Annotated in this window: 16 protein-coding genes, 7 tRNA genes and 3 rRNA genes; 5 read left to right on the top strand and 21 right to left on the bottom strand. The window is 40.4% G+C overall.

Annotation, left to right across the window (positions count from 1 at the left end; translation table 11 throughout):
• Position 1: 1 nt before the first annotated feature.
• The 19 genes from FGL89_RS05935 to FGL89_RS05850 all read right to left on the bottom strand — a co-directional run bounded on the left by FGL89_RS05935 (position 2) and on the right by FGL89_RS05850 (position 16,025).
• Entirely contained in the window at positions 2-1,168 is a 1,167-nt protein-coding gene (locus FGL89_RS05935) for a LysM peptidoglycan-binding domain-containing protein (RefSeq protein ID WP_147000468.1), read from the bottom strand.
• A 194-nt stretch (positions 1,169-1,362) separates the two neighbouring features.
• The gene (locus FGL89_RS05930) at positions 1,363-2,334 is read right to left on the bottom strand and encodes a beta-ketoacyl-ACP synthase III (RefSeq protein WP_014974893.1); all 972 of its coding nucleotides are present in this window, start codon (positions 2,332-2,334) and stop codon (positions 1,363-1,365) included.
• Between the two features lie 150 nt (positions 2,335-2,484).
• A complete protein-coding gene (locus tag FGL89_RS05925) occupies positions 2,485-5,169 on the bottom strand; it encodes a valine--tRNA ligase (protein ID WP_014974894.1) in 2,685 nt (894 codons plus the stop codon).
• Positions 5,170-5,436: 267 nt separating this feature from the next.
• Positions 5,437-5,802, bottom strand: coding sequence for a type II toxin-antitoxin system PemK/MazF family toxin (locus FGL89_RS05920; protein ID WP_014974895.1), 366 nt, complete (start codon positions 5,800-5,802; stop codon positions 5,437-5,439).
• A 35-nt stretch (positions 5,803-5,837) separates the two neighbouring features.
• Positions 5,838-6,965: an alanine racemase gene (gene alr / locus FGL89_RS05915; RefSeq protein ID WP_014974896.1), complete on the bottom strand. Its 1,128-nt coding sequence runs from the start codon at positions 6,963-6,965 to the stop codon at positions 5,838-5,840.
• Positions 6,965-7,372: a holo-ACP synthase gene (gene acpS, locus FGL89_RS05910; protein ID WP_014974897.1), complete on the bottom strand. Its 408-nt coding sequence runs from the start codon at positions 7,370-7,372 to the stop codon at positions 6,965-6,967. The genes alr and acpS overlap by 1 nt, the downstream gene beginning before the upstream one ends.
• A 12-nt stretch (positions 7,373-7,384) precedes the next feature.
• Positions 7,385-7,528: a hypothetical protein gene (locus tag FGL89_RS08645; protein WP_019040535.1), complete on the bottom strand. Its 144-nt coding sequence runs from the start codon at positions 7,526-7,528 to the stop codon at positions 7,385-7,387.
• 180 nt (positions 7,529-7,708) lie between these two features.
• A tRNA-Leu gene (locus FGL89_RS05905) sits at positions 7,709-7,792 on the bottom strand.
• Between the two features lie 24 nt (positions 7,793-7,816).
• Positions 7,817-7,889 (bottom strand) — tRNA-His (locus tag FGL89_RS05900).
• 2 nt (positions 7,890-7,891) lie between these two features.
• Positions 7,892-7,965, bottom strand: a tRNA-Trp gene (locus FGL89_RS05895).
• Positions 7,966-8,054: 89 nt separating this feature from the next.
• Positions 8,055-8,128, bottom strand: a tRNA-Asp gene (locus tag FGL89_RS05890).
• A 2-nt stretch (positions 8,129-8,130) separates the two neighbouring features.
• A tRNA-Val gene (locus FGL89_RS05885) sits at positions 8,131-8,203 on the bottom strand.
• A 4-nt stretch (positions 8,204-8,207) separates the two neighbouring features.
• Positions 8,208-8,296: transfer RNA gene (locus FGL89_RS05880), tRNA-Ser, on the bottom strand.
• Positions 8,297-8,348: 52 nt separating this feature from the next.
• Positions 8,349-8,465: ribosomal RNA gene (gene rrf, locus FGL89_RS05875) — 5S ribosomal RNA — on the bottom strand.
• Positions 8,466-8,562: 97 nt separating this feature from the next.
• Positions 8,563-11,477, bottom strand: a 23S ribosomal RNA gene (locus FGL89_RS05870).
• A gap of 185 nt (positions 11,478-11,662) precedes the next feature.
• Positions 11,663-11,735: transfer RNA gene (locus FGL89_RS05865), tRNA-Ala, on the bottom strand.
• A 114-nt stretch (positions 11,736-11,849) separates the two neighbouring features.
• A 16S ribosomal RNA gene (locus FGL89_RS05860) occupies positions 11,850-13,399 on the bottom strand.
• Together the 16S, 23S and 5S rRNA genes with 7 tRNA genes alongside form the textbook arrangement of a ribosomal RNA operon.
• Before the next feature lie 508 nt (positions 13,400-13,907).
• Positions 13,908-15,101, bottom strand: a complete 1,194-nt coding sequence (locus FGL89_RS05855) for an aminotransferase class I/II-fold pyridoxal phosphate-dependent enzyme (protein ID WP_147000467.1) — start codon at positions 15,099-15,101, stop codon at positions 13,908-13,910.
• 339 nt (positions 15,102-15,440) lie between these two features.
• Positions 15,441-16,025 (bottom strand): nucleoside/nucleotide kinase family protein, encoded by a 585-nt coding sequence (locus FGL89_RS05850; RefSeq protein WP_014974900.1) that lies wholly within the window; start codon positions 16,023-16,025, stop codon positions 15,441-15,443.
• 121 nt (positions 16,026-16,146) lie between these two features.
• Between FGL89_RS05850 and FGL89_RS05845 the strand changes: the two genes are divergently transcribed.
• Complete coding sequence (locus tag FGL89_RS05845; protein WP_014974901.1) at positions 16,147-17,547, top strand: APC family permease; 1,401 nt, start codon at positions 16,147-16,149, stop codon at positions 17,545-17,547.
• Between the two features lie 151 nt (positions 17,548-17,698).
• Here FGL89_RS05845 and FGL89_RS05840 read toward each other — a convergent pair whose 3' ends face one another.
• Together FGL89_RS05840 and ezrA are read right to left on the bottom strand one after the other, a co-directional pair.
• Positions 17,699-18,235, bottom strand: coding sequence for a GNAT family N-acetyltransferase (locus tag FGL89_RS05840; protein ID WP_147000466.1), 537 nt, complete (start codon positions 18,233-18,235; stop codon positions 17,699-17,701).
• Between the two features lie 55 nt (positions 18,236-18,290).
• A complete protein-coding gene (gene ezrA, locus FGL89_RS05835) occupies positions 18,291-20,018 on the bottom strand; it encodes a septation ring formation regulator EzrA (protein WP_014974903.1) in 1,728 nt (575 codons plus the stop codon).
• A gap of 310 nt (positions 20,019-20,328) precedes the next feature.
• Here ezrA and rpsD point away from each other — a divergent pair, with 310 nt between their 5' ends.
• The 4 genes from rpsD to FGL89_RS05810 all read left to right on the top strand — a co-directional run bounded on the left by rpsD (position 20,329) and on the right by FGL89_RS05810 (position 23,589).
• On the top strand, positions 20,329-20,940 hold the full coding sequence (gene rpsD, locus FGL89_RS05830; RefSeq protein WP_014974904.1) for a 30S ribosomal protein S4: 612 nt from the start codon (positions 20,329-20,331) through the stop codon (positions 20,938-20,940).
• A 116-nt stretch (positions 20,941-21,056) separates the two neighbouring features.
• On the top strand, positions 21,057-21,431 hold the full coding sequence (locus FGL89_RS05825; RefSeq protein ID WP_014974905.1) for a DUF1694 domain-containing protein: 375 nt from the start codon (positions 21,057-21,059) through the stop codon (positions 21,429-21,431).
• 6 nt (positions 21,432-21,437) lie between these two features.
• Entirely contained in the window at positions 21,438-22,721 is a 1,284-nt protein-coding gene (locus tag FGL89_RS05820; RefSeq protein ID WP_014974906.1) for a replication-associated recombination protein A, read from the top strand.
• Between the two features lie 418 nt (positions 22,722-23,139).
• The gene (locus tag FGL89_RS05810) at positions 23,140-23,589 is read left to right on the top strand and encodes a universal stress protein (protein WP_014974907.1); all 450 of its coding nucleotides are present in this window, start codon (positions 23,140-23,142) and stop codon (positions 23,587-23,589) included.
• Positions 23,590-23,684: the final 95 nt, after the last annotated feature.

The following is a 23,684-nucleotide window of genomic DNA, read 5'->3' as shown; positions in this document are numbered from 1 at the left end:
ATTAATATTGACCGGCATTTGATTCGGCAACAATTGTACCGCCAACAATACCAAATCCTACTGATGTGGCACGGGCGTTTGCTACCCACATACGATGTCCAGGTGTGCCATTCGTTGTCATATTCGTTTCGTTATACCATGCATCAATGACTTGTCCAGCACCAAAGTCAACGGCAACAACTTCACCATTAGTTGAAAAATGGTTGGTTGGAATACCACCATTAGCAACTGCATTTGCTGCGCGAGACTGTGCATGTGCTGACAATCCTGCATCCAACGTTACTGGTGCCAAACCTAATGAAGCGCGCTTAGCGTTCAATGAGTTCAACATTGTTTGTGCTGCTGAAGAGCTAGGTGCTGATGTATTATTTGTTGAAACTTGTGTAGGTGCAGATTGCTGTGTCGAAGTTTGTGCTTGTGTTGCTGCTGGTTGTACTGCAGTGGGCGCTTGTTTGTTGCCACCATTAGCTTGATAGGCACTGTACTCTGCAGCCGTCATGTAGCCATCATGGTTTGCATCCGCAGCTGCATTATAAGTTACATTTTCACTGACCTGTGCTGCTGGTTGTGCTGTGACTGTTTGTGCTTTTTCAGTTGCAGCTACTTGACCACCATTAGCTTGATAGGCATCATATTCAGCTGTTGTCATAAAGCCGTTTTTGTCTGTATCAGCAGCTGCGATATATGCTACTTTTTCAGTATCAGTAGAAACTGCAACTGGTGCTTGCTCTGTTGCTGTAACTGTTTCAGCAGTATTTTGATTTTTTGGTGCTTCTTTCAATGACAATTCTTGTCCAGTCAAAACAAAATCATGATTTGACAAGTTATTCAAAGATGTCAAGGTTGCAATACTGACACCTGTTGTTTCAGAAATCTTTGATAATGAATCACCAGCTTGAACAGTATACTTCGATCCATCAGCTGAAACAGAAGGTGCTTCTGGTGTTGAAATATTTAATTTTTGTCCAGCAATAATTAAATTCGTATCTGTAATACCGTTGGCTTTTGCTACGTCATCAACAGTTGTATTATTTTTTTGCGCAATGCTATTAAGTGTGTCACCAGACTGAACTTCAACTGAATCAGCTGAAACTGCTGCATGTCCGCCAACTGCAGCTGCGACACCAGCCGCTGCTGCTAATAATATTTTCTTCAAATTATGACTCATAAGATATAACTCCAAATAATTTAATTTTTATTATGTTTATTAATTTTTTGACTTGCTTTTATACAAATCTTAACAACATCATCAAGTATATCCATTTTTTATAACGCACATATTGTTTAGATTTCTCAATCGTATAACATTGTTACAAAAAAATTACAAAAAAAGGATTTACAAATCATTACACTTGTTCCATATTATAGTTCGAGCAAAATACTCCCATAAGTAAACCCTGCTCCAAAACCTGTTAGTAGCACTCTTTTTCCCGTTAAATCAGCAGTTTGATTGAGTTCATCAAAACCAATGGCAATCCCTGCAGATGATGTATTGCCATTGTAAACAACATTTCTCGAAAATTTCTCAAGAGGTTCATTTAATGCGGTTGCAATATACTCAATAAGCCTCAAATTAGCTTGATGCGGAATGAAATAATCAATATCTTTTGTTTCCAAGTCTTTATTAGCTAAAAATGCTTGAATATGTTCTGGAATCAACATGGTGACTTCGTCAAAAACATCTCGTCCAATTTGTGTAAATGCATCTGTTACTGGATAGTTATTTGCAGATAAAGTCGTCAACGGCGCAATTCTACCAGAATGAACAACTTCAGCATTACCAATGGTACACATTTGCTCGCCTTTAACCATATCAATTTGATCATCCGCACTGAGCACGACCGCACCAGCACCGTCACCAAAAAACACCGTACTTGTACGGTCTTTGAAATCCATCATTTTTGAATTGACTTCGGCTGCCACAACTAAAGCTTTGCGATAGGCACCTGAACGAATAAATTTATCGGCTGTACTTAAACCAAATATGAAACCTGCGCAAGCTGTCATAATATCATAAGCCCACGCATTTTTTGCTGATAAATTACGTTGTACAAGTGCTGCGGTTGAAGGTGCTAAACCGTCAGGAGTAAAGGTTGTCACAATGATTAAATCAAGTTCTTCTGGCTTAACCTGCGCTTTAGCTAACGCTATTTGTGCAGCTTTGGTCGCTAAATCACTGGTATTTTCACCTTTTAATGATATATGACGTGTCTTAATACCAGTGTGTGCCTGAATCCAAGCATCACTGGTGTCCATTATTTTAGCCAAATCATCATTGGTGACAACATCCTCAGGTACATAATGAGCACTTGATAAAATTTTAATTCCGGGCATATGCTGTCTCTTTCTAACTTATACTCATACCATTGTAGCGGATTTTAGTGATTACGCAAGTCATTTGCTAATTTCCGACTAAATTATATTACAGTAACAATTAATTAGTTGATACAAAAAATCGATCCAAAATGAACCGATTTTTAATCGTTACTTCGTATTTCTTAATGTATTTAACCGTTCTTCAGTAGCAGATAACTTGGCTTGCCAGTCAGATAACTTCTCTTTTTCAGCCGCCACGACTGCCTCTGGGGCACCATTAGTAAACTTTTTATTACTCAATTTACCGTCAGCACGTTTAACTTCATTTCTGAAATTATTAGCTTCGCCCTCAAGCCGTTTAATCTCATCATCAATGTCAATTAATTCTGCTAATGGGACATAGATTTCTGCGCCAGAAATAACTTGGGACATAGATAACTTAGGTGCTTCAATATGCGCATCAATTTGCAGTGATTTAGGATGAGCAAAACGATTGATGTATTCAGCATTATCATTAAAAATCTGAATCAAATTTTCATCAGATGTTTTAATCAATAAATCAATTGGTGTTGACATTGGTGCACCAGCTTCTGAACGAATATTTCGCACAGCAATAATCAAATTCTGCAATGATTTAAATGACATTTCTGCTTCTGGATCATCTAATTCATCGTGCACCATTGGATAACGGACGATAGCAAAATCAGCATTTTGGTCAACTTGATCTGGCATTTCTTGCCAAATAGCTTCTGTAACAAAAGGCATGATAGGTTGTAAGAGGCGAAGTGTTTGATCGAGGACATATGCCAAAGTCTGTTGGACTGGTGACTTATCACCGTCACTGTTCAACGTTTCTTTGGTCATTTCGATATACCAATCGGCAAAATCAGACCAAATGAAATTATACAGCTCGCGACCAGCTTCGCCAAATTCAAACTTGTCAAAGTTACGTGTCACGTTATCAACCGTTCGATTCAAACGAGACAATATCCACTTATCAGCCAGTGTTAATTTAGCAATATCAGGCAAAGTTGCTGGCGTGTTCTCATCCAAATTCATAATAACATAACGTGAAGCATTCCAAATTTTATTAATAAAGTTCCAAGCTGCGTCCATTTTGTCATAAGTAAAACGCACATCTTGTCCTGGAGTTGATCCTGTAGCCAAGAACCAACGCAAAGCATCAGCCCCATACTTTTCAATAACTTCCATTGGATCAACACCATTACCCAATGACTTAGACATCTTACGTCCTTCACCATCACGAATTAAGCCATGAATTAAGACATTTTTGAATGGTCGCTGTCCTGTGAATTCTTTTCCTTGAAACATCATACGTGCCACCCAGAAAAAGATAATATCATAACCAGTTACTAAAGTATTAGTTGGGTAATAACGTGCAAAATCCCCCGTCATATTTTCAGGCCAACCCATCGTTGAAAAAGGCCACAATGCTGATGAAAACCAAGTATCTAGAACATCTGGATCGCGCTCCCAACCCTCACCTTCAGGCGCTTTTGCGCCAACATATATTTCTTCCTCATCCGTTCCTTTATTCTTGTACCAAGCTGGAATTTGATGTCCCCACCACAATTGACGTGAGATCACCCAATCACGAATATTTTCCATCCAACGCGTAAACGTATCTTCAAATCGTGCAGGAACAAATTCAACTTTTTCATCATCAATTTTTTGCATATCCAAAATTTGTTTCGCCAATGGTTCCATTTTGACAAACCATTGGGTTGACAAGCGTGATTCAACAGGCACTCCTGTACGTTCAGAATGACCCACTGAATGAACAATCGGATCTACTTTGAGCATGAAATCTCCAGCTTCCAGATCTGCTACAATGGCTTTACGTGCTTCAAATCTTTCCATACCATCATATTTTCCAGCCTTATCATTTAGATGTCCATCCTCGGTCATCGTATTAATACGCTCTAAGTCATGACGATTCCCTACTTGGAAGTCATTAGGATCATGCGCTGGTGTGATTTTAACCATACCAGTTCCAAAATCTTTTTCAACATATTCATCAGCAATAATTGGGATTTCACGACCAACCAATGGTACCATTACTTTTTTACCAATGAGATCTTTATATCGTTCATCAGTTGGGTGAACCGCCACGGCCACATCACCAAACATTGTTTCTGGGCGTGTTGTTGCAATTTCAATATAATTTTTGCCATCAAAAGTGGTGCCATCAGTAAATGGATATTTCACATGATAGAATGCCCCTTCGTCATCTTGATAAATCACCTCAATATCTGACAGTGCAGTCCGTGCTTGTGGATCCCAATTAATAATATATTCGCCACGATAAATCAAATCTTTTTTATAGAGGTCAATGAATACTTTATTAACTGCTTTATTCAAACCCTCATCCAAAGTAAACCTTTCTCGATCAAAATCTAAAGAAAGGCCCATTTTCCCCCATTGCTGCTTGATTGTTGTAGCATATTCATTTTTCCAATCCCATACTTGTTCAACAAACTTCTCACGTCCTAGATCATAACGAGAGATACCTTCAGCACGCAAACGTTGCTCAACTTTGGCTTGCGTAGCAATACCTGCATGATCCATACCAGGCAACCACAAAACATCATAACCTTGCATCTTCTTTTGACGAATAATCATATCTTGTAACGTCGTATCCCAAGCATGTCCTAAATGTAACTTCCCTGTTACGTTTGGTGGCGGAATAACAATTGCATAGGGTTCAGGTTCGTTACCTTGAATGACCTTATTTGATTCTGGAGAAAATAATTTTTTTTCTTGCCAGCTATCATACCGTCCAGCTTCAACAGAAGTTGGTTCATATTTTGTAGTCATATTAATATCGCGCATATTACTCTCCTTTATTAATGGCTGTACAAAAAAATCGTCCTAAAAAAATTAATTAGGACGATTTTCACCGTGGTACCACCTGCATTGTTATTGATGTCAGTCATGCATATCAACAACCACTTTGTTTATTCACATTTTTAACACTTAGCAACCTTGGGCATTAACATCACTGATTCACAACACCATCAGCTCTCTTTAACATGCGCTTGCTTAATCCTCTAAGATAATGCTAATAATACTAGAAAATAGTATTTTCGTCAAGCCCTTCTATTTTATCCCTACACTAATGCGTAAAGCATGGGCCACCTGTTGCATTTCCTGCGAACTCGCGTTAATATGGGCAATTTTATCACGCAAACGACGTTTATCGATAGTCCTCACCTGTTCTGCCAAGATAACTGAATCTTTCTTCATACCACCCATATGTGCTGGTAATAAGATATGCGTTGGTAACTTAGGTTTAGATATTTGTGATGTAATTGAAGCAATAATTGTAGTTGGTGAATTAGCATTCCCCACATCATTTTGAATGATTAATACTGGACGAATGCCCGACTGCTCTGATCCAATTCCTTGTTTTAAATCTGCGTAAAAAATATCGCCACGCATGATTATTCGATGTTCATCTGTCATAAAATCTCACTTATTATGTACGCGCCTGAGCGCATTTATTCATATACTCTTGGTAATCTTGAACCAAATATCGTTACAATTTCATGTGGAATTGTGTCTGCATAATGGGCAAAATCTTCAATTGTAATTTCTTCATCACCATCACGCCCAATTAACGTGACTTCTTGACCAACTGGATATTGATGTGCCAACGTAATGACAATTTGATCCATGGTCACACGACCAATAACATGCTCAATATGTCCGTCAACTAGAACCTTCATGCCAGTCATACGACGTAAGTAACCATCCGCATAACCAATTGGCAAAGTAGCAACCCACTGAGGCACTTGCGCTGTATAGGTTGCACCATAACTAACTGACTCACCCGCTTGCAATTGATGTACGGATCCAATTTTTGACTTTAACGTTAATGCTGGTTTTAATGCCATTGGCAATGAGAGAAGTGGGGCACCAGGGTTAAAACCATACAACACTGAACCCACACGAATTGTATTTGTATCAATTTCTCTAGTATGCCAAAGTGCCGAACCAGAATTTGCTAAATGCCAAAATTTTCTAGGAATACCTACAGCCTGAACCCATTTATTAAATTTTTGAACTTGAGAATGATAGTAATTTTGGTTTCCATCATCTGCAGTCGCAAAATGTGTAAAGACACCTGAAAGCAATAATTTATCGTTGGCATTAATAAATTCGTATAAGCGCTTCAATTCAGACTCTGAATTAACTCCCATACGTCCCATACCTGTATCAACAGCTAACTGAAGCGCTAAATTTTCTCCCGCAGGAATCATTGAAACAGCTTCTTGCAGCCATTTTAATGTACCAACCGCAGGTTCCAATTGATTTGATACCATTACTGATACCTGTGACACATCCTGAACCCCTAACAAAATGATACGTACATCTTTATTAATAAAACTTTGACGTAACGTAACACCCTCATCAATTGTTGCCACAGCAAAATCATGAACGCCTACTTCATATAAGGCTTCAGAAACAGCTAAGTCACCATGCCCATAAGCATTTGCTTTGACCACACCAATTAATCTTTTAGCTCCAGTGTACTTTAACATAGTTTGTGCATTTTGCTTTATTGCATCTAGGTTGACTGTAATCCAAGAGGGTCGCGTCAATAATAAATCATTTTCTTTTATCATTATAATACTCCTCGTTTTGGGAAAATCTTCAAACTAATCTTTTCTAGCAAAGTGCGGCGTTCAATAATAACTACAGTATTAACTTGGTCACCACTATGCGTAATTGCCACATAAGTTTTATAAGGAAAATTTTTCACTCGTATAATGGGACGTCCGTTTTTTTCATTCAAAACTTCAATATCTTGCCACTTTACTTTTTCACCAATACCAAATCCAGTAGCTTTAGAAAAAGCTTCTTTTGCTGAAAATCGTCCCGCAACAAATTCGTGATAATGTTTTCCACGCCGTGTTGATGCTTGATCAATTTCTGATGCAGTTAAAATTGAGGTTAAAAACTTATTTTTTTGATCTACAATCTGCCCCACTCGACTAATAGATTCTATATCATTACCAATACCAATTATCATGTCTTTATTGTATCAAAATCTGGCACACTCACCAAATTTTTCTTGTTCTTTACTTTGGTCTACCTTTCCTAAAGTAATATTTAAATCTAAATGAACACCGTAAACCATTAATAAACTCAATAATTCTGTGAACGTTTTATTTTTATACCTAGCCATACCTTTTACCCCATTTATATTTGATAATCAAATTGTAAGATGCTTAAAAGTAAAAAACAATCATTTTGGCATAACTTGTCAATATAGTGGCATAATTGGTTTTAATAACCTGGCTGTTAATTAAAATTACATACTAAAATAAATAAAAGCACAATATCCGAAGATATTGTGCTTTCCTAATGCCGTTGGTGGGAGTCGAACCCACACGGTGTTGCCACCACTGGATTTTGAGTCCAGCGCGTCTGCCAATTCCGCCACAACGGCATATTAAAGCCAAATGGCTTATAGGGCGGTAGAAGGGGATCGAACCCTCGCATGCTGGATCCACAAACCAGTGTGTTAACCACTTCACCACTACCGCCATGGCAGGGATAGAGGGAATCGAACCCCCATCAACGGTTTTGGAGACCGCTATTCTACCGTTTAACTATATCCCTACAATCATAATAATCAGCCATGCTGATATAACATGGTAGGGAATTGCACCCCACTTAACACTGGCTGTTCATGTTCGTCAGTCATATAGCGGTCACAGCGGGGCTCGAACCCGCGATCTCCTGCGTGACAGGCAGGCGTCCTAACCAGCTAGACCATGCGACCAATGGACGCTACAGGGATCGAACCTGTGACCCCCTGCTTGTAAGGCAGGTGCTCTCCCAGCTGAGCTAAGCGTCCATAATGGAGAGGAAGGGATTCGAACCCTCGAAACAATTCCTTGTTTACATGGTTTCCAACCATGCTCCTTCGGCCAGACTCGGACACCTCTCCAAATCTTCCTAACTCTCTACTTCTCTGTTGTAACTTTCGCTACCTATGTACGGCACCGCATCTTCCTATCCTCGCAGCCAGCGATCCGGCAACTACTTTCGGCGTGATAGAGCTTAACTTCTGTGTTCGGGATGGGAACAGGTGTGTCCTCTATGCTATCAATACGACACCTTTGAGTTATTCACTCAAAACTAAATAGTATCAAATTCTTCCTTTAATTAAACCACTCATAATTGCTTTGTGTCTACATTCCTGTAAACTAGACTTTGGTTAAGTCCTCGACCGATTAGTACTAGTCCGCTTCATACATCACTGTACGTCCACTTCTAGCCTATCTACCTCATCATCTCTAAGGGGTCTTACTCTATAAATAGATGGGAAATCTCATCTCGAGGCGAGTTTCACACTTAGATGCTTTCAGCGTTTATCTCATCCAAACATAGCTACCCAGCAATGCTCCTGGCGGAACAACTGGTACACCAGCGGTTTGTTCACCCCGGTCCTCTCGTACTAAGGGCAACTCCTCTCAAATTTCCTGCGCCCGCGACGGATAGGGACCGAACTGTCTCACGACGTTCTGAACCCAGCTCGCGTACCGCTTTAATGGGCGAACAGCCCAACCCTTGGGACCGACTACAGCCCCAGGATGCGATGAGCCGACATCGAGGTGCCAAACCTCCCCGTCGATGTGGACTCTTGGGGGAGATGAGCCTGTTATCCCCAGGGTAGCTTTTATCCGTTGAGCGATGGCCCTTCCATGCGGAACCACCGGATCACTAAGTCCTACTTTCGTACCTGCTCGAGTTGTAGCTCTCACAGTCAAGCTTGCTTATGCCTTTACACGCTACGAATGATTTCCAACCATTCTGAGCAAACCTTTGAGCGCCTCCGTTACCTTTTAGGAGGCGACCGCCCCAGTCAAACTGCCCGCCAGACACTGTCCACGATCACGTTAAGTGACCAGTGTTAGAATGTTCATACAACGAGGGTAGTATCCCACCGTTCGACTCCAACTAGACTGGCGTCCAATTTTCTACGTCTCCTACCTATTCTGTACAAGCAGCACAAACATTCAATATCAAGCTACAGTAAAGCTCCATGGGGTCTTTCCGTCCTGTCGCGGGTAACCCGCATCTTCACGGGTATTTAAATTTCACCGAGTCCCTCGTTGAGACAGTGCCCAGATCGTTACGCCTTTCGTGCGGGTCGGAACTTACCCGACAAGGAATTTCGCTACCTTAGGACCGTTATAGTTACGGCCGCCGTTTACTGGGGCTTCAATTCGTACCTTCGCCGAAGCTAAGCACTCCTTTTAACCTTCCAGCACCGGGCAGGCGTCAGCCCCTATACTTCATCTTACGATTTTGCAGAAACCTGTGTTTTTGATAAACAGTCGCCTGGGCCTATTCACTGCGGCTCATGTTTTACCATGAGCACCCCTTCTCCCGAAGTTACGGGGTCATTTTGCCGAGTTCCTTAACGAGGGTTCTCTCGCTCACCTTAGTGTTCTCCACTCGACTACCTGTGTCGGTTTGCGGTACGGGCAGTGTAATACTTCCTAGAAGCTTTTCTCGGCAGTGTGACATCTCAGACTTCTCTACTTTATTTCGATCCGCATCACAGCTTGTTCTTGTAGATAAAAGCATTTCACTCTTATCAAAACTTACTGCTTGCACGTACATATCCATCAGTACGCTTCTGATAGCCTCCTGCGTCCCTCCATCGGTCAAACGCATTACTACTGGTACAGGAATCTCAACCTGTTATCCATCGACTACGCTTCTCAGCCTCGCCTTAGGTCCCGACTAACCCTGGGAGGACGAGCCTTCCCCAGGAAACCTTAGTCATTCGGTGGACAGGATTCTCACCTGTCTTTCGCTACTCATACCGGCATTCTCACTTGTAAGCGCTCCAGTAGTCCTTACAGTCTACCTTCATTGCCCTTACAACGCTCTCCTATCGCGTGCTTACGCACACCCGCAGTTTCGGTAATATGTTTAGCCCCGGTACATTTTCCGCGCAATGGCACTCGACTAGTGAGCTATTACGCACTCTTTAAATGTTGGCTGCTTCTAAGCCAACATCCTAGTTGTCTATGCACTATCACATCGTTTTCCACTTAACATATATTTAGGGACCTTAACTGGCGATCTGGGCTGTTCCCCTTTCGACGGTGGATCTTATCACTCATCGTCTGACTCCCATTCATACATATCTGGCATTCGGAGTTTATCAAACTTTGGTAACCCGAGATGGGCCCCTAGGCTTAACAGTGCTCTACCTCCAGTATGCTTATAATGAGGCTAGCCCTAAAGCTATTTCGGAGAGAACCAGCTATCTCCAAGTTCGTTTGGAATTTCACCGCTACCCACAGTTCATCCGAGCATTTTTTAACATGCACCGGTTCGGACCTCCAGTAAGTTTTACCTCACCTTCATCCTGACCATGGGTAGGTCACCTGGTTTCGGGTCTACAACATCGTACTATTCGCGCTATTCACACTCGCTTTCGCTACGGCTCCGGTCTTTTCTCCTTAACCTTGCACGATATCGTAACTCGCCGGTTCATTCTACAAAAGGCACGCCATCACCCATTAACGGGCTCTGACTTCTTGTAGGCGTCGTGGTTTCAGGAACTATTTCACTCCCCTTCCGGGGTGCTTTTCACCTTTCCCTCACGGTACTGGTTCACTATCGGTCACTAGGGAGTATTTAGCCTTACGGGATGGTCCCCGCAGATTCCGACCGGATTTCACGTGTCCGGCCGTACTCAGGATCCTGAAAAGAGTGTGCTTTATTTCGCTTACGGGGCTATCACCCTCTATAGCCAAGCTTCCCAACTTGTTCTGCTATAAAACACTTTTGTAACTCTTATATATCAGTCCTACAACCCCAGAATGCAAGCACTCTGGTTTGGGCTCTTCCCCGTTCGCTCGCCGCTACTTAGGGAATCGATTTTTCTTTCTGCTCCTGCTGCTAATGAGATGTTTCAGTTCACAGCGTATTCCGTCTCATATCCTATATATTCAGATATGGACAACTCTTTGCGAGTTGGGTTTCCCCATTCGGAAATCTCTGGGTCATAGCGTACTTACCGCTCACCAAAGCTTATCGTAGTTAGTTACGTCCTTCATCGGCTCCTAGTGCCAAGGCATCCACCACGCGCCCTTATTAACTTAACCTATACAACCGAAGTTGTGGTTCAAGTTTATGAGTTGGTCGTTTTTCAGACCTGCGATTAAACCGTTCTTTTTAAAGAACTTTTTTGTGTTGTTTCTCGGTTCAATTTATAATTAAAAATTATTAAAAGAATTTGTTACTATTCAGTTTTCAATGTACAACCACGACAACTGCTGCCAGTTGCCTATGGAGAATAGCGGGATCGAACCGCTGACCCCCTGCTTGCAAAGCAGGTGCTCTCCCAGCTGAGCTAATTCCCCATAGGTTCATCTTTGACCATGATACCTATAACAGTACCACACTCAAAACTAAACAAAACTTTGAACGTTACGAACTTGACACTGAAGTCACTGTCGTTTTCCGATTATCCTTAGAAAGGAGGTGATCCAGCCGCAGGTTCTCCTACGGCTACCTTGTTACGACTTCACCCCAGTCATCTGTCCTGCCTTAGACGGTTCCCTCCTTACGGTTAGGCCACCGGCTTTGGGCATTACAAACTTCCATGGTGTGACGGGCGGTGTGTACAAGACCCGGGAACGTATTCACCGCGGCGTGCTGATCCGCGATTACTAGCGATTCCGACTTCGTGCAGTCGAGTTGCAGACTGCAGTCCGAACTGAGACGTACTTTAAGAGATTAGCTCACCTTCGCAGGTTGGCAACTCGTTGTATACGCCATTGTAGCACGTGTGTAGCCCAGGTCATAAGGGGCATGATGATCTGACGTCGTCCCCGCCTTCCTCCGGTTTGTCACCGGCAGTCTCGCTAGAGTGCCCATCTGAATGCTGGCAACTAACAATAAGGGTTGCGCTCGTTGCGGGACTTAACCCAACATCTCACGACACGAGCTGACGACGACCATGCACCACCTGTCACTTTGTCTCCGAAGAGAACACTTCTATTTCTAAAAGCTTCAAAGGATGTCAAGACCTGGTAAGGTTCTTCGCGTTGCTTCGAATTAAACCACATGCTCCACCGCTTGTGCGGGTCCCCGTCAATTCCTTTGAGTTTCAACCTTGCGGTCGTACTCCCCAGGCGGAACACTTAATGCGTTAGCTTCGGCACTAAGAGGCGGAAACCTCCTAACACCTAGTGTTCATCGTTTACGGTGTGGACTACCAGGGTATCTAATCCTGTTTGCTACCCACACTTTCGAGCCTCAACGTCAGTTACAGTCCAGTAAGCCGCCTTCGCCGCTGGTGTTCTTCCATATATCTACGCATTCCACCGCTACACATGGAGTTCCACTTACCTCTACTGCACTCAAGTTAACCAGTTTCCAATGCCTTTCCGGAGTTGAGCTCCGGGCTTTCACATCAGACTTAACCAACCGTCTGCGCTCGCTTTACGCCCAATAAATCCGGATAACGCTCGGGACATACGTATTACCGCGGCTGCTGGCACGTATTTAGCCGTCCCTTTCTGGTATGGTACCGTCAGGCTAAGGTCATTCCCTACCTTAACTTTTCTTCCCATACAACAGTGCTTTACGACCCGAAAGCCTTCATCACACACGCGGCGTTGCTCCATCAGGCTTTCGCCCATTGTGGAAGATTCCCTACTGCAGCCTCCCGTAGGAGTTTGGGCCGTGTCTCAGTCCCAATGTGGCCGATCAGTCTCTCAACTCGGCTATGCATCATTGTCTTGGTAGGCCTTTACCCCACCAACTAACTAATGCACCGCGGATCCATCTCTAGGTGACGCCGTAGCGCCTTTTAACCTGGTATCATGCGATACTAAGTTTTATTCGGTATTAGCATCTGTTTCCAAATGTTATCCCCAGCCTTGAGGCAGGTTGTCCACGTGTTACTCACCCGTTCGCCACTCACTTGAAAGGTGCAAGCACCTTTCGCTGTGCGTTCGACTTGCATGTATTAGGCACGCCGCCAGCGTTCATCCTGAGCCAGGATCAAACTCTCAATTTAGAAAATTTGAAGATTGCTCTTCGATTAAACTGACTATATTTCGCTATATCTCTATAACGTAATCCGTTTATTGTTTGTTACGAATTGACTTCGCAAATTTGTTTCGTTATTACTTCTAATAACAACAACAGATTCGTTTGTTCAAAGTTTTGTTCAGTTTTCAATGTGCTACTTGTTGTCGCTGTGACAACTATATTATCATACCACGCTCGGTTTCGTTTGTCAACACCTTTGTTTTGAGAAGTTTCCTCCTCGCTACGCTCGCTCTGACGCCCTGCACCGCTTTCGCTATTTGACAACTATACTATCTTACTGCGTCTTGTTTCACTTGTCAACACTTTTGTTAGCGCTTCTTTCGCACTCACCTGCCACTGACTTGCCCTTAAGACATCTTCTAATATACCAACTTTCTCCCCCTCCGTCAATCTCTTTCTCTCACTCTTTTTCTTTCCCTTACTCTTTCTCCCTAACCCCCTCTTCCGTTCGCTTTTTCTCCCGGTTTCCTTAGTTACCGCTTACTCCCGTTCATGTATTTTGTCAATCTATTCATAGCATCTTGAAGTTTAGACATTGAAGCAGCATAACTCAAACGTACATATCCTTCACCACCTGGTCCAAATGAAGACCCTGGTACGACAGCTAATTGATTTTTTTGCGCTAAATCTCGTGCAAATTTAGTATCATCTTGTTCAAATTTTTCAGGGATTTTTGCAAAAATATAAAATGCTCCAGCCGGTTTTGGTATAGCGAATCCAAGTGATGTCATCGTATCAAAAACAAAATCGCGACGTTCTTTATATTGTTTCTTCATTATAAGGGTATCTTCACGTCCGGCTTCTGTATTTAATGCCTCTGTTGCAGCAGCCATGGATGAATTAGTTACAGTTGTTACTGTGAATTGGTGAATAAGCCCTAGTTTTTTAACAACTTCTGCTGGACCCGCTAAGAAACCAATACGATAACCTGTCATAGCATGTGATTTCGATACACCATTCAATAAAATAGTCTGTTCAGGCAAATATTTTGCCATTGATACATGTGTTGTTTCATAAGTTAGTTCTGAATATATCTCATCTGAAATGACAACAATACTAGTATCACGTAATATGTCAGCTAATGCCTTCACTTCTGCTTCACTGTATGTCACACCTGTAGGATTCGATGGGAAATTTAAAACAATCGCCTTAATACTGTCACCGTGTTCACGGATAGCTTGTTTCAACATTTCCGGACTTAATACAAAATTGTTTGATGATGTATCAACAAAAACAGGTTCCCCACCACCTACTAGTGTTACTGGAATATACAGTGGGAAAATAGGTGATGGCAGCAAAACCTTATCCCCGGAATTCAATAATGAAGTCAAAACCGAATAAATAGCTTCAGTTGCACCAACCGTCACGATAACTTCACTCTCAGCATCATACTGCAACCCATAGCGGTTATTTAAAAAGTTCGTCACGGCTTGTCGTGATGCCAATGTCCCATTCGACGCTGCATAGTGCGAGTCATTTCCCTCAATCGATTGAATTGCTGCTGCCTTAATATGATCAGGCACATCAAAATCAGGTTCACCTAACGTCAATTTTAAAATATTAGGAATCTCACTCACTTCATTATCAAAAGCACGGATAGCGCTTGGTTTAACAAGGTCTAACCTTTTATTAAATGAAGATAGCAGTGTTGTTTTAGCCTTTGGCATATTTTTTCTCCTATTAATTTATGAGTGTAGCTACGAGGAACAATGTAATGGAAAATGAGAATCAATGTTACATTTTGTTGCTTTTTAACCAAAAAAAACACACGACTGAATCGAATGTGCAGAATATCCAGACAACCACTCTTAATATTTAAATGATCTATGTTTAGCTACCAAAACTGTAACTATATTATACGCTGATTATTGTTAAAATATTTAATCGTTTTATAATATTAATATTATGCTTTTATGTATTATATGTCAACGTTTTACCAATGTTTATAATAAAAAAATCATAAATTATGTCTATTTTTTGCCTTTTATTTACCAAGAATAGCTAGGTCAATTTTTCTTTGGTAAACTACGCCCATTCATAATATCATTAACTAATAAATCAAGCTTGATTTTCGTTTTCGACCAATCGTCATTAACTAACTCATAAGCAACGCCATCCAACGGTGTTGGTAAAGTAATGTCTCTTAAAAATTCTGGTGAAGATACGCGCCGCTCAACAGCAGCTGAATCATCCCCACGAACTGTCACACGGTCAATTAAAGTATCAGAATGTGTCACGGTCACAAAAATAATTACCACTTGATCACCCAGTTCACGTGCATATGTAATCGCGCCTGCTGTATCTAAGACAATAGTAATATATGGATTCTTCTCCCATGCCCGTTCTAGTCCTTCATAGGATGAGCCATACTGTGCACCAGCATATTGCACACGTTCTAAATAGTGATTTCGTTCAAATGAGACATCATCTTCAAAATAATATGCTATGCCAGCCTTTTCACGGTCGCGTGGTGAACGAGTCGTATGTGTAATAACGCGCGGCATTTGATAATTTTCTTGTAAATAGCGAGCAATTGTCGTCTTCCCAACGCCTGTGGCACCGGTAATAACAAACACTTTGTTATCTTTCATGATATTTAGTTTCCTTATTATAACTATTGTAACGTATCTTTATATCTGAAGTTAGACATTTAGGGTGTATATTGTTAAAATAATAGTTATATTTAAATTAAAATAGCATTGGAGAATATTCATGTCTGTATTTTCAAGAGCATTCAAAAAAGAGACTGTTAATAATTATTTGGCGGCAGATTCTCATATGAAACGGATACTCACGACACGTGATCTTATTGGTCTTGGTGTTGGTACCGTTATTGGTACTGGTATTTTTATTTTACCAGGACACGAGGCAGCTCAAAACGCTGGTCCCGCCGTTTCCGTCGCATTTTTATTAGCAGCTATATTTTCAGGGCTGTCAGGCATGGCTTTTGCAGAATTTTCTTCAGCAATGCCAGTAGCTGGTTCTGCTTATTCCTATGGTAGTGTTGTTTATGGTGAAATTATTGGCTGGTTACTAGGATGGTCTCTAATTCTAGAATATTTCTTAGCCGTATCAGCTATTTCAACAGGGTTTTCTGCTTACTTTGGTAATTTACTCACGGTATTTAACATCCATCTCCCACCAGCTATCATGTCTGGACCGATGGAAGGCGGTGTGATTAACCTCTTTGCAGTCTTAATCATTTTAATTGTAACAATGATCTTATCTCGTGGCCTTAACACGTCTCGAAATATTGAAAATGGTGCGGTTATACTAAAAGTGGCTATTCTCGGATTATTCATTATTGGTGGCTCATTTTTTATCAAGCACACGAATTATGTGCCCTTTTATCCCAAAGAATTCCGAACAGGATTATTCGGATTACACGGAATCACAGCTGCTACAGCAAGTATCATCTTCGCTTTTCTTGGCTTTGACACAATTGCCGCTCACGCTGCTGAAGTTAAAAACCCTCAGAAAACCATGGTACGCGGTATTATCGGCACAGTACTTATTTCTGCCCTACTGTATGTTTTATTTTCTATCGTACTAACAGGGATGGTTCATTACACAAAACTAGGTGTTGATGACCCGGCAGCTTTTGCTTTACAAGCTATTGGTCAAACACAGTTCTCTGTCATCATTACAGTAGGTGCATTGATTGGTATGTTTACCGCTATATTGGCATTAGTTTACGCTTCATCTCGCCTAACATATTCTTTTGGTCGTGATGGCTTGTTGCCACACAGCTTAGGCAAAATTTCTGCTGGATCGCATTTACCAGTCAACGCATTAATTTTAGCAGTTATTATAGAGTGTGTTTTTGCCGGGCTCATTCCTCTAAACACGCTTGCTAGCCTAATTAATGCTGGTACACTATTGGCTTTCATGTTCATTAATTTCGGTATCTTATTCCTGCGCAAACGAACAGATTTGTCGCATGACGGCTTCAAAGTGCCGGGCTACCCAGTTGTTCCTTTTATAGCTGGTATGCTAAGCCTTTTGTTAATTACCCAGCTACCTAAAGAAACATTGGAAATGTTTCTCATCTGGCTACTTCTCGGTATTATATGGTACTTTGCTTATGGTATTCGCCATTCGAAGTTATCATAAGTTAGGATATTATTTTTCAAAGATAATTTTATATTAACCATGTCTGTTAATTGTGACCTTAGACAATCGTCGTGTTTGGATTGATCAACGCGCTTTTAACTAATTTACCCTTAATAATTATAATAAACAAAAAAACGAATGAACATGATGTTCATTCGTTTTTTTGTTTATTATAATTGTCCTTTGACATCATCCAAACCACGTGACCTTGCTTATCTTGCCCAGAATTCACAAAATTTAACCGCTCTGGTATACGTCGACTAGGTGTATTTTTAAGATCATGACTAATCCAAATGCTATCCAAGTTTATTAAATCAAAACCTATATGCAGCAATTCAGTGACCGCTTCTGCCATATAGCCATATCCTCTCATAGCCGGCGTTAAGACATAACCAATTTCAGCATCATTGTTATCCAAGTTTTGTCGGAAATCAACACCACCTATTAATTGGTTGGTATCGCACAATGCGATACCATATTTCTTAGTATGTGCAATATCGTGCCAAAAATAACCACGAATAGCCTGTTCTTCAACATCAGCAATACTCGCCAATATTTCACCAGACAACCACTTAACAGTTTCCTTATCACCTAACCATTGATACATTGCTGGTGCATCTGCTAATTCAACGCTTCGTAATATTAAGCGTTTTGTCATAACAGTATGATAGTCATCAATTGTTCTCATGTTTTCTCCAATAATACTAAAAAAATCAGCCGAAGCTGATTTTAAAATAGTCTGTTTAATGCTGATCATTTAACACTATTGGTGCTTTATGACGCATATATGAATCAACTAATTTTTGTTGAACACCCGATTCAACACCATCTAAAGCTGGTCCCAAAACCTCTATGGCCTTAGCAAAATTGTAATCACGTTCATAGAACATTCTTGCCTGCTCACTAGCTGCTGCAACACGTTCATTAGAAGCCCGGTAGCGATTTGCATATTGCAATAACTGTTCGGTAATTGATGCTTGATCAACAATATTTTCTGTTTTTTCTTTAAGTGTATCAATATCAGCTGACACGATATTAAGTTGGCGCTGTACTTCATCCATATCAACCAATGTAGCTTGCAATGATTTCGCTAAACGTTCCAGTTCATTAGAAACGGCAAAGAAATATTCGAGATATGTTGCTGGTAATCCTGGCAAATTCAAACGTTCAACAGCGTGCTTAATATTTTCAATCTCTTGTTGGTATTGACTGCCAAACTTTCGTGCTGACCGTTGTGCTTTTTCTAGACCAGAAATTTTCTCCCAAATATCGACTTGCTGTACTTTAATTTCTGTAAAGTGTTGCAAAATAGTCTCTTGTTGCGCAAGTAATTCACTATATGACATTTCTGATGACTCTAATAAATCATCATTATGATTAACTTGTTCTTCAGCTGTATTAATTTGTTCAAGCAACGTACGTCGCGTCTCTAATTCTTTGTGATTAAATTGAAAACTTTGCCCCAATCGGTCTAATTCTATTGCTAAGGCATTATTTTGTTCACGTAATAATAATAATTCCGAAGACAATATCTCTGCATTTTTCTTGACTTCTTTGCGCGCCGTAATCTCTGTTTCCATCGTATCGTATAATGTCTCAATACGGCGTTGTATGTAACCATTTTGTTCAGCAACTTCTTTTAACTTCAATTCACTCAATAGACGCAAAACTGCCTGGCGCTGAGTATCAATAGAATTGAGTTCATGCTCCACTGTATCATTGGGGAAGACATATCCTTGAGCAACCAAATCGGCATGCCCTTGGATTAATTCATTGAGTTGTTCGATATAAACAGTGTCCAGCTTTTCAAATAACTCAGGAATATCTCCCATCATGTTTTCCATTTGAGTTGTTTCCATGGCCAACTGTTCATAAATATCCGAGGCAGTAGCATGATCACCAGTTTCAGTTAAACGAGTGAATTCATCATAATCTGTTTCAAGTTGTTCTAAAAACTTATTTAAAGCTGGATTGGCTGGTCCAAACTTGAAGTTTTCCGCCAGAAGGCGTTTGCGCAAGCCATCATACTTCTTTTGTAATTCGTTAATGGCATCACGATGAGTTTCATTGATCTTTTTCAATTCACTCAACCCGCTACGCACTTCATTGATAGTAGACTCAATACCAGTCACCATTTCTTCCAAGCGTACCATTTCATTACGTGTTTTAACAAAATTAATACCACGAGCTTCAAATAATACAAGATTAGCTTGCTGATCGATTTTTAAAAACTTATTATTTTTTACATCATTATAATCGTTTTCCAAGCTTTGATAATTTTTCAAAGACTGGCCCGTCAATGATAGCTTACGACCTTCAACGAGTTCATCATGTACTTTCAACGACTCAAGTTGTTCTTTTTTTGCTTTGATGTCATTCACTCTTTTAACAGTTGTACGTTGCATGACAAAAATAGCCAAGTACGCAATAATGACGATCACTAAAATAATTGCTAATATAGTAAAATTCATGTGTTTTTATCCCAGTTTCATTGATACAACTATTCTATCACTCATAATCAAAAATTATTACTTTTTGATTTAGCTTTTGACAAATCTCAAAGCGTTTACACCTTTCTTAATAACTTGCTATCCATTGATATTTCTGGTATAGTGTAAAGAGTTGTAATTGAGTAGCAGTAAGTAAAGAAGCGCGTCAACAACGTCCCAAATCGTTAGTAAGACCATAGCTACTGGTTCTGAGAAACGTCAAGATAGACGCTGCACGCATCTGGTGCTTACCCTCAAATGTACGACAAACTACATTTTGGAGGACATATATATGTCACGTTATACAGGTCCAAAGTGGCGCATTTCACGTCGCTTGGGTGTTTCATTGTCTGGTACTGGTAAAGAATTGTCACGTCGTGCATACGCACCTGGTGACCACGGTGCCGGTCGCCGCGCTAAAATTTCTGAATATGGTATGCAATTGCGTGAAAAGCAAAAGTTGCGTTTCACATACGGTTTGACAGAACGCCAATTCCACTCTTTGTTCAACAAGGCTGGTAATATCCGTAAGGGTACTCATGGTACTAACTTCATGATCTTGTTGGAACAACGTTTGGATTCATTAGTTTACCGTCTTGGATTGGCTACAACACGTCAACAAGCGCGTCAATTAGTTAACCATGGTCATATTGTAGTTGATGGTCGTCGTGTTGACATCCCATCATACAGTGTTCAACCAGGTCAAGTGGTTTCAGTTCGCGAGAAGTCAAAGAACATTATCCCTATCCAAGCAGCTATCGAAGCAGTTGTGGCACGTCCACAATTCGTTTCATTTGATAATGATAAGTTGGAAGGTTCATTAGTTCGTTTGCCAGAACGTGAAGAATTAGATGCTGACATTAACGAAGCATTAATCGTCGAATACTACAACCGTTTGGGTTAATATCTTAATTCAAATTTGGTTGAAACGTCACCTTTTGGTGGCGTTTTTTGTATAAATTATCAATTCAACAATAATTACAGTATAATAGAGCTACTAACAACGTATCGGAGAAAATTATGAACCTCAATGAACGCTTGCAACAAGAACAACTTGGTAACGGTACCCAAAAAATCAATCCTGACGAACAGAGCCGCTATCTAGGCACATTTCGTGAGCGCGTAATTGTTGCTGTAAAAGTTTCACAGTTAGGAAATTCAGATATTCAATCAGCCTTTGCAGCATCACTCAAATCACATAGTATTGGCAAGGTACTAATTGATCAAAATTTGGCAGCAAATTACTTCACAACTTACGTTGGTTTAGCCACCCAAAGCAAACACCCTTTTACACTTTTGTCTGATACCACGAAACATCACCATCAAGATGACCCCATTGCTGTTTTATTGGCCGCCAATACTGCTGTCAATGTGGATAATATTTATTTAGGATAAACTCTTATGCAACAACCATTGGCCTATCGTATGCGGCCCACTAAAATTGAAGAGATTGTTGGTCAACAACATCTTGTTGGTAACGGCAAGATTATTTGGCGTATGGTGGCAGCCAAGAGATTAAGCTCAATGATCTTATACGGCCCACCTGGCACTGGAAAAACTAGTATTGCTTCTGCCATTGCCGGCTCATCAAAATATGCTTTTCGTATGTTAAACGCTGCAACCGATACCCAAAAAGATTTACAAATTGTGTCTGAAGAGGCTAAAATGTCTGGCACAGTTATTTTGTTGTTGGATGAAATTCATCGTCTCAACAAAGTAAAACAAGATTTTTTACTACCACATTTGGAATCTGGGGCTATTATTTTAATCGGCGCAACTACTGAAAATCCCTATATTAATGTTACACCAGCTATTCGTTCACGTACGCAAATTTTCCAAGTTGAGCCGCTCACAGAAGCAGATATTAAGTCAGCAATAGAACGATCGCTGACTGATAAAAAAAACGGTCTCGGAAATTATTCAGTAATAATTGATGATAATGCGATGACACATTTATCACGCGCAACTAATGGTGATTTACGTAGTGCGCTCAATGGTCTCGAAATCGCTGTCTTATCAACCCCAGTTTCTGATGACGGTATCATCCACCTGACATTACCAATTATTGAAGAAACAATTCAGCATAAAGCACTATCAGCTGATAAAGACGGTGATGCTCACTATGATGTGATTTCAGCCTTACAAAAATCAATACGTGGATCAGATGTTGACGCAGCATTACATTATGCAGCCCGAATCATTGAATCTGGTGATTTAGCCATTTTAACTCGTCGCTTAAGTGTTATTGCTTATGAAGATATCGGATTAGCAAACCCAACAGCTGCTGAGCATGCCATAACAGCAATCCAAGTAGCACAAACACTTGGTTTCCCAGAAGCTCGTATTCCATTGGCCAATGCAATTATTGAACTCGCGCTCTCACCAAAATCAAATGCAGCATATACTGCCATTGATATGGCAATTAGCGACGTCCAGCATGGTAAAGTATCAGATATCCCTGATCATTTAAAGGATTCCCATTATAAAGGTGCAGCTGAACTAGGTCACGGTGTATCATATATTTATCCGCACGACTTTGACAATGATTGGGTACCACAACAATACTTACCAGAGTCAATAAAAGACAGCCATTATTTCCTACCCAAGGGCAACTCACAAATTGAACAATCATTTAAAGAAATATATCAATCTTTAAAAAAACAACAGAAAAAAGGATTACAATAAACGTCCTTTTATCTATTATTATAACAAGGCGTTCATCTATGTCATTAGTCAAAAAGTCAAGACTGGTTATCAAATTTTTTTCACGTTATAATATATATGAATTCCTTAGATATACGCATTGCTACATCATCAGTTTTTTCCTTACAACCTTTAATTTCGGTTAGGAATTCTTGACTTAGAAGATTTGCCCTTTCATTCGGTAATCTGACAATCTTGATGAATTAACCACCTCGATAAATTCGAGGAAAATCTGCGTAGCGGTTAACGGTATCATGAGTGTTCCAGGCTTTGTCCTGTGCGTTCACACTAGTGAACGCTTTTTTTATTAAAACAATTTGTGAATAATATTAAATAGTGCTTTTAATTTGTGGATGTAAGCGTTATACTTAGAGTATAGATAAGCTTAAGGAGAATTCTTATGATAGCAAATTATAGTAAAATTTTAGTACCAATGGATGGTTCAAAAGAAGCCGAATCTGCGCTTGCTCGTGCTATTGAATTAGCTTCAGAAGCAGGTGAGAGCGGTGTTCTATCAATTTTGAACGTCATCGACACACGTGCTTTCCAAAATGTAGCTAGCTTTGATGATACCATGGTGGAAGCTGTCTCACAAGAAACACGTAGGAGTCTCGAGAAGTATAAGCAACAGGCTATCGACGCCGGTATTAAAAATGTCGATTACTTGATTGAATATGGCTCACCGAAAACTCTGATTGCCAAAGATGTCCCAAATGAAGTTGACGCCGACCTAATTGTTATTGGTGCAACAGGTTTGAATGCCGTTGAACGTTTAGTTATTGGTTCAGTTACTGAATTCGTGACTCGTACAGCAAAAGTTGATGTATTAGTAGTTCGTGAAGAAGCATAATTTTATAAAAGACTAAAAGAAATACATAATAAATATGTATTTCTTTTTTATTTGATCAAAAAAGCAACATACCAGTTACAAAACTTGGTATGTTG

Origin of the sequence: Leuconostoc carnosum (assembly GCF_007954525.1) — a bacterium.
GTDB classification, from domain to species: domain Bacteria; phylum Bacillota; class Bacilli; order Lactobacillales; family Lactobacillaceae; genus Leuconostoc; species Leuconostoc carnosum.
The sequence above is the reverse complement of the archived record's forward strand: the minus strand, read 5'-3'. Positions and strand labels throughout refer to the sequence as shown.